Origin of the sequence: Pseudomonas sp. (assembly GCF_050739995.1) — a bacterium.
In the GTDB taxonomy this organism is placed as follows: Bacteria; Pseudomonadota; Gammaproteobacteria; order Pseudomonadales; family Pseudomonadaceae; genus Aquipseudomonas.
Genome location: NZ_JBOICG010000608.1, coordinates 15937 through 28916, shown reverse-complemented (window position 1 = coordinate 28916; position 12980 = coordinate 15937). Strand labels below are relative to the sequence as shown.

Genomic DNA, 12980 nt, shown 5'->3' with positions numbered 1-12980 from the left:
GAACAGAAACGCCCGTGGCTGCTCGACCTTGGCGCGGTCGCGGTAGTCCAGCCATTGGGTGAAGACATCCTGGGTCATGTCCGCGGCGTCGCTGGCGTTGTCCGTACGTTTGCGCAGGAAATGCAGGATATCTGCATAAAACCCGCGAAAGACATCGGCCGACAACGGGTCGGGCTTGGGACGAGACATGGATACCCTTCTTGACGAAGCACGACTTGGAAAAGTCGCGAATGATATCGAGAACTATTGTCATTTGTCTCTATTTAAGAAATCTACTCGACCAAAATGTGGGAGCTAACGCCTGTGGGAGCCGGGCTTGCCCGCGATGGCATCGCCTCGGTTCAACTGAAAGACCGAGGTGTTGCTATCGCAGGCAAGCCAGCTCCCACAGGGACTACGGCATTAGCGCAGGAGTGTTTTCAGCTGTTCGATGCCGGCGTCACTTAATGGGAACACCGGCAGCCGCGGATCACCCACTTCCAACCCGGTCAAACGCAACCCGGCCTTGATCGTCGCCGGCAACCCACCTTTGAGGATGAATTCCAGCAGCGGCAACTGGCGATAGAACAGCTCCCGCGCCAGGGTCAGGTCATTGGCCAATACCGCGTTATACAAATCCAGGTTCAGCTGTGGGATCAAGTTGGGCGCCGCCGTGCACCAACCCTTGGCTCCTGCGGCGAAGGCTTCCAGGGCCAGCGGGTTGCAGCCGTTGTAGAACGGTACGTCGCTGTGGCGGCGTAACTGGTGCATGCGCTGAATATCGCCGGTGCTTTCCTTGACCATGGTCACGTTGGCCACCTGCTTGACGATACGCAGGATCAAGTCCACCGACATGTCCGTGCCGCTGGTGGCCGGGTTGTTATAGAGCATGATCGGCACGCCGACGCTGTCGCCGATCGCGGCGTAGTGGGCGAGGATCTCCGCCTCGCTGAGTTTCCAATACGAGGCCGGCAGCACCATCACCACATCGGCGCCATTGGCCTCGGCGTAACGGGCGCGGCGTACGGCTTTGGCGGTGGTCAGGTCGGACACGCTGACGATGGTCGGCACACGCCTGGCAATTTTTGCCAGGCTGTAGGCGCTGACTTCGTCCCACTCGGCATCGCTCAAGTAGGCGCCTTCGCCGGTGCTGCCCAAGGGGGCGATGGCGTGCACGCCGCTGTCGATCAAACGGTCGATGGAGCGGCCCAGAGCGTCGAGGTCAATGCGTTGGCCGTCGGCGCTGAACGGGGTGATGGTGTAGCCGATGATGCCGTGGATAGTTGGGGTGGACATGGGAAAGTCTCCGCTCGAAAAAAGGCAATCAGTTCAGGCAATCGGCGTGTTGACGCAGGTTCTGCCGGGCGTAGTAGTTGAAGGCGGCGCCATGGCGCTTGGGCTTGGAGATCCAGTCATGGGCCTCACGGCCGAGCTCCGGCAGGATCGGTTTGATCGTGCCGGCCGACATCGCCAGCAACTGCAACTTGGCCGCCCGCTCGATCAACTGCGCGATCACGCAGGCTTCCTCGATGCTCGCCCCGGTGGAGAGTTGGCCGTGGTGCGAGAGCAGAATCGCGCGTTTGTCGCCCAGCGCCGAGGTGATGATTTCCCCTTCTTCATTACCCACCGGCACGCCCGGCCAGGCTTCCAGAAACGCGCAGTCTTCGTACAGCGGGCACAGGTCCATATGGGACACCTGCAACGGCACCTCCAGCATCGACAGTGCGGCGATGTGCGTCGGGTGGGTGTGGATGATGCAGTTCACATCCGGCCGTCCACGGTACACCCACGTGTGAAAACGGTTGGCCGGATTGGGGATGCCATGACCTTCCAACACTTCAAGGTCTTCGTTGACCAGCAGCAAATTGCTGGCCGTGATCTCATCAAAGCCCAGGCCCAGTTGTTGAGTGTAATAGGTGCCGGGCGTGGGGCCGCGTGCGGTGATCTGCCCGGCCAGTCCGGAGTCGTGACCGTGCTCGAACAGGATGCGGCAAGTGAGCGCCAGCTTTTGCCGGTCGGTCCACGTATTATCCGCCAGGGTGTTTTGCATCTGGATCAGTGCTTGCTTGACCAGTTGGTCTTTGGGGAGTGCTAATGTCTTGGCCATATCGGGTGCCCTCGGTGGCTGCAAATGACACTAACGATGCTATATGACACTTTGTGTCATTGGCAAGCATAGCTCATCGCTTTCTGCATGGATTAACCGCAGCACATGTCTATCCGTTTGAAATTATTGAGAAAAAAACTTGGCGTAACCCTTGAGGCCCTGGCTGAAAAATCCGGGATGACCAAGAGTTACCTGTCCAAGGTCGAGCGTGGGCTGAACACACCGTCCATCGCCGCCGCGCTGAAACTGGCCAAGGCGTTGAACGTGAAGGTCGAAGAGTTGTTCAGCGAAGACAACGTGAGCCTCGACAGCTACAGCCTGGTGCGCAGCCACGAGCGGCCGGACACTTCGCCGGGCTATGCGGTGCTGGCCCATCAGGTCAGCGAGCGCAGCTTGCTGCCGTTCATCATCTACCCGCCGAGGGAGTTCACCGACAAGACCTTCAAGGAGCACCTGGGGGAAGAGTTTCTGTTCGTGCATGAAGGTCAGGTGGAAGTGGACTTCATGAACGAACGGGTGATTCTGGAACGGGGCGATGCGCTGCACTTCAATGCACAGAAGCCCCACCGGTTGCGCTCGGTGGGCGATGTGCAGGCGCAGTTGTTGGTCGTCGTTCACAGCTCCGAGGATTGACCAGGACGGTGACTTGAAATGCAATCCAATGTGGGAGCTGGCTTGCCTGCGATGGCAATGTATCAGTGGCAACCGTGCAAGCTGACCCACCACTATCGCAGGCAAGCCAGCTCCCACAGTTGATCTCCTTTGTTCGGAAGATCAGCGTTCGACTGGGACAGACAGTGCAGGGTTGCCCAATGGATGTGTGCGGGCTGCGAAGAATTTCAGCGCGACTCCAGACCCTTCAAACAACTCCGAATACCGGCGCTTCTGCTGGCGGATAAACCCGTCACTGCGTCCCGATACCGAGATCGCCAGCGTCGTGAGCTTCGCCTGGCGAATCGCATCCACCAGGTGTTTATCCTGCGGCCCCAGCTCATGCCCGAAGATGCACAGCGCCCCTTCATGGCTGAGCAACTGCTCATAGCAGAACGACAGATAGTCTGAACTGCGGATGGTCTTGAGCTTCTCTTCTATCTTGCCTTCGTTGACGAACAGCGGCACGTCGTCGAGGGTCTTGATCGTGTTGTTGATCGCGAAACTGCTGAGCAAGGTGCTGTCGGTGGAGGCCAGCTTGCGCGCCGTGCCATCGAGGTTGCGCACCAGGTGCAGGCCACCGTGCAGATAGAGGATGCGCGTGGCGGTGGTGTGGGTGTTGCGCAGGTCGAAGCTGGCGTCGGCACTGCGAAACAGATCATCGATGCCCGGCGTGTGCAGGATCGCCCAGTAGTTGAGCAGGTCGTAGTTGCTGGTGAATACGGTGGGGTAGCTGGCCAGCTCTGTGTTGATCGTCGCCAGCGTCGATGGCTGCACCAGGCGCCACGGGATGTGCACGGCGTGGATGGTATTGATCAGCGCTTCCTTGATCGCGTAATAGCGGTTGCGCGGCGCCGCCGAGCTGACGGCCAGGGCCTTGTTGACCCGGCTGGTGGTTTTCAGCGCGCCCAGGGCCTGCTCGAAACTGCGGGTTTGCAGAGCATCGAACACGCTGAGTTCGGATTGGCTCAAGGGTTTTTCTTCGACCGTACGGGCGTTTTCGAACAGCGAGTCGTAGGCGAAGTCTTCCCAGATCGTGCGGCTGGCGCCGTTGCCGATCAGAATCGCGCTGAAGTCGATGGCGCTGCGCAACGCGCTCCAATCTTCGAGGTGGGCGTCAATATCCTGGAAATCCTTCATTGCGGCGGGTCTACTCAAAATCGGCGGGTGCGTGACTTTATCACGAGCCGGCGTTGATCCTGATCAAGATGCCGCAGGCCACTGAGGTTGATTCTGTAGGCATAACGCCTCTGAGGATTCGCCATGAGCAGTACTTTCTTCATTCCCGCCGTCAACATCATGGGCACCGACTGTCTCGACGAAGCCATGACTGCCATCCGCAACTACGGCTTTCGCAAGGCGCTGATCGTCACCGACGCTGGCCTGGCCAAGGCGGGCGTCGCGAGCATGATCGCCGAGAAACTGGCGATGCAGGACATCGACTCGGTGATCTACGACGGCGCCAAGCCCAACCCCAATGTGGAAAACGTCGAAAAAGGCCTGGCGCTGCTGGAGGCCAATGCCTGCGATTTCGTGGTGTCCTTGGGCGGCGGTTCGCCCCATGACTGCGCCAAGGGCATCGCCCTGTGCGCCACCAATGGCGGGCATATCGGTGATTACGAAGGCGTCGACCAATCGAGCAAGCCGCAACTGCCGCTGGTGGCCATCAACACCACCGCCGGTACCGCCAGCGAGATGACCCGCTTCTGCATCATCACCGACGAAACCCGCCACGTGAAAATGGCCATCGTCGACCGCAATGTCACGCCGCTGCTGTCGGTCAACGACCCGGCGCTGATGGTTGGCATGCCCAAGGGGCTCACCGCCGCCACCGGCATGGACGCCTTGACTCACGCCATCGAAGCTTACGTATCCACCGCCGCCAACCCGATCACCGATGCCTGTGCGATCAAGGCCATCGAGTTGATCAGCGCCAACCTGCGCCTGGCCGTCCGTGACGGCAGCGACAAGGTCGCACGGGAAAACATGGCCTATGCCCAGTTCCTCGCCGGCATGGCCTTCAACAACGCATCCCTGGGATTCGTGCATGCCATGGCGCACCAGTTGGGCGGCTTGTATGACCTGCCTCACGGCGTGTGCAATGCGGTGTTGTTGCCCCATGTGCAGAGCTTCAATGCGAGTGTCAGTGCCAAGCGCTTGAGCGACGTGGCACGCGCCTTGGGCGCCGATATCAAAGGCAACTCGCCGGAAGAGGGCGCCCAGGCAGCAATCGCGGCCATCCGCACCCTGGCCCAGGACGTGGAAATCCCGGCAGGCCTGCGCGAGTTGGGTGCCAAGTTGCAGGACATTCCGCTGCTGGCCGCCAATGCATTGAAAGACGCCTGCGGGCTGACCAACCCACGACGGGCCGATCAGCGTCAGATTGAGGAGATTTTCCGTAGCGCGTTCTGAATGGGGCGGTTGTGCGCTGCAAGCGGTAAGCTACAAGCTGAATTGCATTCAACTTGAGCATGAAGCTTGCGGCGTGCCGCTGAGGTCCCCTTATGAGAGTTCTGCTATTCGGCGCCACCGGCATGGTTGGTCAAGGCGTGCTGCGCGAGTGTCTGCTGGCGCCTGACGTTCAGGAAGTTGTCGCCGTGGGTCGTACGCCGTTGACCCAGGAGCACGACAAGCTGCACCAGGTGTTGCACAGCGACATGTTGGATTTCCAACCGCTGGAAAACCTGTTGCAAGGCTTTGATGCGTGTTTCTTCTGTCTGGGCGTTTCGTCGGCAGGGATGAATGAAACCAAGTACACCCATCTCACGTATGACCTGACGCTGGTCGCCGCGAGCACGCTGGCGCGGCTCAACCCGCAGATGACGTTTATCTATGTCTCCGGTGCCGGTACGGACAGCTCCGAAGCAGGCAAGTCGATGTGGGCGCGGGTCAAGGGGAAGACTGAAAATGCCTTGCTACGTTTGCCGTTCAAGGCGGTGTACCTGTTCCGGCCGGGGGTGATCCAGCCATTGCATGGCGTGCGCTCGAAAACGCCGCTGTATCAATCTTTCTACACCGTGCTTGGCCCTCTGCTGTCGTTCTTTCGCCGGGTCAAACCCAGCTGGGTGGTGAGTACCGAAACGGTCGGCCAGGCGATGCTCGCAGCGGTGCGTCATGGCGCGCCACATGCCGTGGTGGAGCAGGCCGACATCAACCGCCTGGCCACTGAGCGTCACTGATGTTGCACAAGAGCCTGGTTCGTCGCCTGGACTTGATCACCCTGCAACTGTTCGTCGCGGTGTTTGAAGAGGGGACGTTGACCCGCGCCGCCGCCCGGGAAGCCATTGCTGTGTCGGCGGCCAGCAAGCGCTTGATGGAGTTGGAGAAGGTGCTGGGCGTGAGCCTGTTCGTGCGTCGGGCCAAGGGCATGGACCTGACGGCTGCGGGTGAGACGTTGCTGCACCATGCGCGGCAGATGTTGTTCAACGTGGAAAAAATGGGCTTGGAACTGGGAGAGCACAGCCACGGTGTGCGGGGTTATGTGCGGATGCTGGCCAACCTGTCGGCGATCATTCAGTTCCTTCCTGAAGATCTGCGGGATTTTTCCGAGTTGCATCCAGAAGTCAAAACCGACCTTGAAGAACGCCCCAGCAACGGCGTGGTGCAGGGCGTGCTGGATGGTGTGGCGGACCTGGGTATTTGCTCCAGCGATACCGACACGAAGGGCCTGCCCAGCGTGACCTATCGTCTCGACAAGCTGGTGGTGCTGATGCCGGCGGATCATCCGCTGGCAGCCCGTGAAACCCTGGACTTCGCCGAAACCCTGGGCAGCGATTATGTTGGCCTGCATTCCGCCAGCTCGATCAATATGCGCACCCACGCCGCTGCAAGGGAGGCGGGCAAGATGCTGCGCCTGCGGATTCATGTGCCGGGGTTTGATGCGATGTGCCGGATGGTCCAGGCGAACATGGGCATCGGCATCCTGCCGCTGAAGGCGTACGAATTGTTCGGGCGCGCACTGGGTTTGCATGCGGTGCCATTGACCGATGCCTGGTCGGATCGCAGCTTGATTCTGGTGGTGCGGGATGAAGCGCAGTTGTCGCCGGTGAGTCGCTTGTTGTTCGAGTATCTGTGGGGCAGTTCCTACAGATAATTCCCGTTGCGTTCGCGTTTTGCGAACGCTCCTTGCCAACTGACGGTTGGATTTTCCCTAAGCCTGTCCTCTAGCCTTGGCCGCACATTCCAAGAACAAGAGGTACACCCCATGACGGCTCCCCTGAGCGGTATCAAGGTGATCGAGATCGGCACCTTGATTGCCGCGCCGTTTGCCGCGCGGTTGATGGCCGAGTTTGGTGCCGAGGTGATCAAGATCGAAGCCATGGGGCAGGGCGACCCGCTTCGCAAATGGCGAAAGCTGCATGAAGGCACCTCGCTGTGGTGGTACCTGCAATCGCGCAATAAGAAGTCGTTGGCGTTGGACCTCAAGTCCGCAGAAGGCTTGAGCTTGATCAAACAACTGCTCGGCGACGCCGACGTGCTCATCGAAAACCTGCGCCCCGGCGGCCTGGAAAAACTCGGCCTGGGCTGGGACGTATTGCACGCCCTCAACCCCAAGCTGACTCTGGTGCGCATCTCCGGCTATGGCCAGACCGGCCCGTATCGCGACCGTCCGGGTTTCGGCGCCATCGGCGAAGCCATGGGCGGCATCCGCTACACCACCGGCAACCCGGACTCGCCACCGGCGCGGGTCGGCGTGAGCCTGGGGGATTCCCTGGCATCGTTGCACGGTGTGATCGGCGCGCTGATGTCGCTGTTGCGGGTCAAAACCGGACAGGGTGATGGCCAGATCGTCGATGTGTCCCTGGCCGAAAGTGTGTTCAACCTGATGGAAAGCCTGGTGCCCGAATACGACATGCTTGGCCATGTGCGTGAGCGCAGCGGTGGCGCCTTGCCCGGCATCGCGCCGTCCAACACTTACCTCACGGCTGACGGTGCCTATGTGGTGATTGCCGGCAACAGCGACCCGATCTACAAGCGGCTGATGACCACCATTGGCCGCGTTGATCTGGCTGACGCGCCGGAGTTTGCCCACAACGATGGCCGCGCGGCGAAAAGCGGCTTGCTGGATGCCGCGATCACCCACTGGACCAGCAGTCTGCCGATCGAGCAGGTGCTCAGTGCCCTGGAAGCTGCCGAAGTGCCGGCCGGGCGCATCTACTCGGTGGCCGACATCGTCAGCGACCCGCATTACCAGGCGCGCGACATGTTGCTCAATGCCGAGTTGCCCGGCGGTGTGTCGGTGAAGATGCCCGGCATCGTGCCCAAGCTTTCCGAAACGCCCGGCGCGGTGAACTGGCAAGGTCCGACCCTGGGCCAACATACAGACGACATCCTCGGCAACCTGGGCCTGACGATTGCCGATATCCAACGTCTGAAAACTTCGGGAGTGGTGCAATGATCACTGACTATTCAGATCGACTGATCGTGCAGGAAGTGTCCCCGCGCGATGGCCTGCAAATCGAGCCGACCTGGGTGGAAACGGCCGACAAAATCGCACTGATCGACCAGCTTTCCCAGGCCGGCTTTTCACGGATCGAAGCCGGTTCATTCGTGTCGCCCAAAGCCATTCCTGCGTTGCGCGATGGTGAGCAGGTGTTCCAAGGCATTGCACGCAGAGCCGGGGTTATCTATGTCGCGCTGATCCCCAATCTCAAGGGCGCCCAGCGCGCCATCGAGTCCCGTGCTGACGAATTGAACCTGGTGATGTCCGCCAGCCAGACCCACAACCTGGCAAACATGCGCATGCGGTGTGAGGCGTCGTTGGCCGCGTTTGGCGATATTGTGAGTTTCGCTGCCGACCACCCGATACGCCTCAACGGCAGCATCGCCACCACTTTTGGCTGCCCATTCGAAGGCAAGATCGATGAAGACCGCGTACTGGAAATGGTCGACGCTTATCAAGCACTCGGCATCCAGGGCATCAGCCTCGCCGACACCACGGGCATGGCCAACCCGCGCCAAGTAGAACGTCTGGTCAAACGTGTCTTGAAGCAAGTACCCGCCAGCGACCTGACGCTGCATTTCCACAACACCCGTGGCCTGGGTTTGTGCAATGTGCTGGCGGCCTACGAGGCCGGTGCCCGGCGTTTTGATGCCGCCCTGGGTGGTCTCGGCGGCTGCCCGTTTGCTCCTGGAGCGTCGGGCAATATCTGTACCGAAGACCTGGTCAATCTGTGTGAAGAGGTCGGCATTCGTACCGGCATCGACCTGCCACACCTGTTGGACATGTCACGCCACCTGCCGTCGCTACTCGGCCATGAATTACCCGGCCAGGTGGCCAAGGCCGGGCGTAATTGCGACCTGCACCCACCACCGGCTTACATCGCCACGCTGTAACGCCGCACCAGACAACAAAAACAATCGGACGCCTGTGAGCTGTCCGCTGGAGATAAACCATGAGCACCCAAACGCTGGAGGCCGGCGCGCGCCTGGCCGCTGAAATCGATGCCGAAAAGAAACTGGTCAGCAAGGTCGCCTGGCGCCTGATGCCGCTGATCATGGTGTGTTACCTGTTCGCGTTTTTTGACCGTATCAATATCAGCTTCGCCAAATTCCAGTTGCAAGCCGACCTGAGCCTGAGCGACACCGCCTATGGCCTGGGCGCCGGGTTGTTTGTGGTGGGGTATGTGATCTTCGAAGTGCCGAGCAACATGATGCTGTACAAGGTCGGTGCCCGTCGCTGGATTGCGCGGATCATGATGTCATGGGGTTTGGCGACGGCGGCGATGGTGTTCGTCACTGCCGAGTGGCAGTTCTATGTGCTGCGATTTTTGATCGGCGCGATGGAAGCAGGGTTCGCACCTGGCGTGCTGTATTACCTGACGTTGTGGTTCCCGCAGCATTTCCGTGGCCGTATCACGTCGATGCTGTTCCTGGCGTCGGCCTTCGCCGGGTTGGTCGGCGCGCCGTTCTCTGGCCTGGTGTTGGAGCACCTTGATGGCGTCCTGCAAATGCGTGGCTGGCACTGGCTGTTTTTGCTCGGCGGCTTGCCCTGCATCGGTCTGGGCTTCATGGTGCTGACGATGCTCAAGGACCGTATTGAAGACGCCCATTGGCTCACCTCGTCGGAGAAGACGCTGCTGACCAGTCGCATTGCCAAGCATGAGCCGAATCAGCATGGCGGGTCATTGCTGTCGGCGATCCGTATTCCAGGGTTCTTGATGCTTGGCTTCATTTACTTCTTGATCCAGGTAGCTTCCTACGGTCTCAACTTCTGGGCACCGCAGTTGATCCGCAGTGCCGGCACCCAGAGCCCGGTGATGATCGGCCTGCTCACGGCGATTCCCTATGTATGCGGTGCGATCAGTATGGTGGTGATCGGGCGACTGTCGGACGCCACTGGCGAGCGCCGCAAGTTCGTTTGTGGTTTGGTTGTGCTGGGCGCGGTTGGTTTTTTCAGCGCCGGGATCTTCGCCGATCACACCACCTTCCTGATCGTCGCCCTGGGCATGTTGGGCGCGGGCATCATTGCCTCGATCCCGACCTTTTGGACTCTGCCGCCCAAGTTGCTGGCCGGAGCCGGTGCCGGTGCGGCCGGTGGCATTGCGGTGATCAACACCCTCGGCCAGTTCGGCGGGATTGTCAGCCCGGTGATGGTTGGGCGGATCAAAGACCTCACCGGCAGCACCACGCCGGCGCTGTATGTGATCGGTGTGTGCGCGCTGTTGGCCGCGGCGCTGCTGTTATGGGGCTTGCCGCAAAAGCTGCGTACGCTGGACAAAAGCTGATCAGCTCGCGGCTGCCAGTGCACGGGCCGGTGTGGCGCTGAACTGAATCAACGCCACCCCGCCAATCAACAACAGTGCTCCCAGCACGCGGGGCGTTGTCAGTGGGCGCTCCACCAGGCCGAACAGGCCGAAGTGATCGAGCAGCAGCGAGGCGAGAATCTGCCCGGCCATGGCCAGCGCGATAAACCCCGAGGCGCCCAACTTGGGCAGCAGCATCAAGGCCAGTGAGATAAAACACACACCAAACGCCCCACCGGCCCACACCCACAGCGGCGCCTTGCTGACAAATGCCAGGCTCGGCAGCGGCAGGCGCAGCGCCAAGATCACCGGCAGCAATACGATGATGCTTACCAGCAGCGACGCGAGGGTGGCCCACAGCGGGTGCCCGAGCCCGCGCCCCAGGTTGGCGTTGATCGCACTCTGAAACGGCACCACGGCGCCAGCGATTACCGCCAGTGCCAATAATCCTACCCAATGCAACGTCGACATCTTCATTCTCCCAGAGGTTTTGCTGGACTCTAGGCTATTCGTCGCGCAAATTTAAATTCCAAGTTCTTATGTAGAGCATGCAGTTGATGAATGAACTGAGGCGCATTGACCTCAATTTGCTGGTGGTCCTCGACGCCTTGCTCAGCGAGCAACACGTCACCCGTGCGGCTGAGCGTCTGCACCTGAGTCAACCGGCGGTCAGCCATGCGCTGGCGCGCTTGCGCGATGTGCTGAGTGACCCGTTGCTGGTGCGCCAGGGCGGCATCCTGGTGCCGACCGCTCGAGCCTTGGAGCTCGCGACGCCGTTGGCCGAAGTGTTGGCCCAGGTGCAGGCGCTGCTGGCGCCGAATCGGTTTGACCCTGCATCCGCCAAGCGCCGGTTTCGCGTTGCAATGTCGGACTACAGCGCGGCGATTTTCCTGCCGCAATTAGTGCGTGTCCTACGCCATGGCGCCCCTGGCATCGACCTGCAAATCATCCAGGCCAGTCGCGAAGGCATGGTGGATGGTGTGCTCAACGGTGACATCGACCTGGCTGCCGGCGTATTTCCCGATATGCCTGCTGAACTGCGCACCACGCCTTTGTTCGAGGAGCATTACACCTGCCTGGTGGATCGTCACAGCTTGTCGGAAGGTGGCGAGTTGGACCTGCCAACCTATCTGTCGCGTCCCCATGTGCTACTGGAAATGCGCGGCAGCGGCACGCCGGAAATCGAACGGGCACTGACGGCGATTCGCCAGCGCCGGCATGTGGCGATCAGCCTGCCGCATTGGGGTGTGGCACCGCAGTTGATCCAGGGCACGGATTTGATTCTGACGGTCTCGTCCCGAGGCGTGCTGAACATCGATCATCAGCATTTGCTGACCGTACCGCCGCCGTTCCATATTCCCTCGTTTGCTTTTGAGCTGGCATGGCATGCGCGACGGGGTGGGGATTCGGGATTGCAGTGGCTGATTGGGCAGGTGCAGGGCGTGCTGCCCGCTTAAAAAGTGGTTACCAAGAAGCAGGTGGCTGGCGACGCGTATGAAAAATTCGCATCACCTGTAACCTCCCTTCTCGAATACGGTAGGGAACGATGTAAGGCCATCGAGGCACTATCCATTCACGCGTTCCGGGCACGCGACCTTCTTTGCCCATTGCTGGAAACTCAGCGACGTGTTCAAGCCCGGTCAAGATGGCCTGGACAAACTCATGGGCAGCTTTTGGATTTTCTTCGGCAATGTAAGCCGCCTCATCGTCAAGATTCCTGAGGGCTGCCCTCAGCCACTCAACCTGCATTAGTACGCCATTTATTGGCGACTGCTTTTACTTCGGCAGCTGTCGCGAAGTCGCCTGCATCCGCTTCTTTCAGGGCTTTTTGAATTTCTTCGATTTGCCAGGCCTCGCGCGTCAGGTACTCGCGCAATGCATCAACGGCTAGAAAGGATTTGCTGCGCCCGGTCGCTTTGGCGAGACTGGCGAGCGTATCGGCGACGTCTTCCGGTATGCGTAGGGACATAACAGACATAAGAGCCTCGATGTAGTGGTGTGTAGTGCAACATACTACATTGTCACCGAAATCACGGCTTGCCCCGTTCGTCAGTAGGCCTTCTGGTAAAGGATATAGACATGCTCTCAGGCCTCAACCACCTGACCCTTGCCGTTACCGACCTGAACCGCAGCGTCAGTTTCTACCATGAGCTGTTGCAGTTGCGACTCGACGCCACCTGGGATAATGGTGCCTACCTCTCGCTGCCCGGCTTATGGGTGTGTTTGTCGCTAGACCCGTCGCGTCTCTCGGTGCCGACGGCTGAATACACTCACTATGCGTTTACCGTGTCCGCTCATGACTTCAGTGAGGTCGTGACGCGTCTGCGGGCTGCGGGGGTGCAAGAGTGGCGTGATAACCGCAGCGAAGGTGCTTCGTTTTACTTTCTCGACCCCGACGGCCATAAGCTCGAGGCCCACGTTGGCGACTTGGCGTCGCGTCTTCAAGCCTGTCGCGCCAAGCCTTATGCTGGAATGAAGTTTTACCCGTAGCACCAGAA

Annotated in this window: 15 protein-coding genes and 1 pseudogene; 9 read left to right on the top strand and 7 right to left on the bottom strand. The window is 60.1% G+C overall.

The window, feature by feature from the left end; all coding sequences use genetic code 11:
- From ACRESD_RS20460 to ACRESD_RS20450, 3 genes and pseudogenes are all read right to left on the bottom strand, one after another.
- Nucleotides 1-189, bottom strand: a pseudogene (locus ACRESD_RS20460) (RNA polymerase sigma factor); the annotation flags it as partial.
- A gap of 213 nt (nucleotides 190-402) precedes the next feature.
- Complete coding sequence (locus ACRESD_RS20455; RefSeq protein ID WP_431752563.1) at nucleotides 403-1275, bottom strand: dihydrodipicolinate synthase family protein; 873 nt, start codon at nucleotides 1273-1275, stop codon at nucleotides 403-405.
- Between the two features lie 28 nt (nucleotides 1276-1303).
- Nucleotides 1304-2086, bottom strand: coding sequence for an aldolase (locus ACRESD_RS20450; RefSeq protein WP_431752562.1), 783 nt, complete (start codon nucleotides 2084-2086; stop codon nucleotides 1304-1306).
- A gap of 105 nt (nucleotides 2087-2191) precedes the next feature.
- Here ACRESD_RS20450 and ACRESD_RS20445 point away from each other — a divergent pair, with 105 nt between their 5' ends.
- Nucleotides 2192-2719: a helix-turn-helix domain-containing protein gene (locus ACRESD_RS20445; RefSeq protein WP_431752561.1), complete on the top strand. Its 528-nt coding sequence runs from the start codon at nucleotides 2192-2194 to the stop codon at nucleotides 2717-2719.
- A gap of 141 nt (nucleotides 2720-2860) precedes the next feature.
- Here the strand turns inward: ACRESD_RS20445 and ACRESD_RS20440 are convergent, their stop codons facing one another.
- Complete coding sequence (locus ACRESD_RS20440) at nucleotides 2861-3877, bottom strand: DUF4917 family protein (protein ID WP_431752560.1); 1017 nt, start codon at nucleotides 3875-3877, stop codon at nucleotides 2861-2863.
- Between the two features lie 123 nt (nucleotides 3878-4000).
- Between ACRESD_RS20440 and yiaY the strand changes: the two genes are divergently transcribed.
- The 6 genes from yiaY to ACRESD_RS20410 all read left to right on the top strand — a co-directional run bounded on the left by yiaY (nucleotide 4001) and on the right by ACRESD_RS20410 (nucleotide 10464).
- Nucleotides 4001-5149 carry an L-threonine dehydrogenase gene (yiaY, locus tag ACRESD_RS20435; RefSeq protein ID WP_431752559.1) on the top strand — a complete coding sequence of 383 codons (1149 nt, stop codon included), beginning with the start codon at nucleotides 4001-4003 and terminating at the stop codon, nucleotides 5147-5149.
- A gap of 92 nt (nucleotides 5150-5241) precedes the next feature.
- The gene (locus ACRESD_RS20430; RefSeq protein ID WP_431752558.1) at nucleotides 5242-5916 is read left to right on the top strand and encodes an NAD(P)H-binding protein; all 675 of its coding nucleotides are present in this window, start codon (nucleotides 5242-5244) and stop codon (nucleotides 5914-5916) included.
- Nucleotides 5916-6830, top strand: a complete 915-nt coding sequence (locus ACRESD_RS20425) for a LysR family transcriptional regulator (protein ID WP_431752557.1) — start codon at nucleotides 5916-5918, stop codon at nucleotides 6828-6830. The genes ACRESD_RS20430 and ACRESD_RS20425 overlap by 1 nt, the downstream gene beginning before the upstream one ends.
- A 111-nt stretch (nucleotides 6831-6941) precedes the next feature.
- Nucleotides 6942-8135 (top strand): CaiB/BaiF CoA transferase family protein, encoded by a 1194-nt coding sequence (locus tag ACRESD_RS20420; RefSeq protein ID WP_431752556.1) that lies wholly within the window; start codon nucleotides 6942-6944, stop codon nucleotides 8133-8135.
- Complete coding sequence (locus ACRESD_RS20415; RefSeq protein WP_431752555.1) at nucleotides 8132-9073, top strand: hydroxymethylglutaryl-CoA lyase; 942 nt, start codon at nucleotides 8132-8134, stop codon at nucleotides 9071-9073. Before ACRESD_RS20420 ends, ACRESD_RS20415 begins: the two co-directional genes overlap by 4 nt.
- A 59-nt stretch (nucleotides 9074-9132) precedes the next feature.
- Complete coding sequence (locus ACRESD_RS20410; protein WP_431752554.1) at nucleotides 9133-10464, top strand: MFS transporter; 1332 nt, start codon at nucleotides 9133-9135, stop codon at nucleotides 10462-10464.
- Here ACRESD_RS20410 and ACRESD_RS20405 read toward each other — a convergent pair whose 3' ends face one another.
- On the bottom strand, nucleotides 10465-10953 hold the full coding sequence (locus ACRESD_RS20405) for a DMT family transporter (RefSeq protein ID WP_431752553.1): 489 nt from the start codon (nucleotides 10951-10953) through the stop codon (nucleotides 10465-10467).
- A 77-nt stretch (nucleotides 10954-11030) separates the two neighbouring features.
- On the opposite strand from ACRESD_RS20405, the gene ACRESD_RS20400 reads away from it, so the two are divergent.
- The gene (locus ACRESD_RS20400) at nucleotides 11031-11939 is read left to right on the top strand and encodes a LysR family transcriptional regulator (protein WP_431752552.1); all 909 of its coding nucleotides are present in this window, start codon (nucleotides 11031-11033) and stop codon (nucleotides 11937-11939) included.
- A 7-nt stretch (nucleotides 11940-11946) separates the two neighbouring features.
- Here ACRESD_RS20400 and ACRESD_RS20395 read toward each other — a convergent pair whose 3' ends face one another.
- A complete protein-coding gene (locus tag ACRESD_RS20395; RefSeq protein ID WP_431752551.1) occupies nucleotides 11947-12231 on the bottom strand; it encodes a type II toxin-antitoxin system RelE/ParE family toxin in 285 nt (94 codons plus the stop codon).
- Nucleotides 12221-12460 (bottom strand): CopG family ribbon-helix-helix protein, encoded by a 240-nt coding sequence (locus tag ACRESD_RS20390; RefSeq protein WP_431752550.1) that lies wholly within the window; start codon nucleotides 12458-12460, stop codon nucleotides 12221-12223. Before ACRESD_RS20390 ends, ACRESD_RS20395 begins: the two co-directional genes overlap by 11 nt.
- 101 nt (nucleotides 12461-12561) lie before the next feature.
- On the opposite strand from ACRESD_RS20390, the gene fos reads away from it, so the two are divergent.
- A complete protein-coding gene (gene fos / locus ACRESD_RS20385) occupies nucleotides 12562-12972 on the top strand; it encodes a fosfomycin resistance glutathione transferase (RefSeq protein WP_431752549.1) in 411 nt (136 codons plus the stop codon).
- Nucleotides 12973-12980 lie beyond the last annotated feature (8 nt).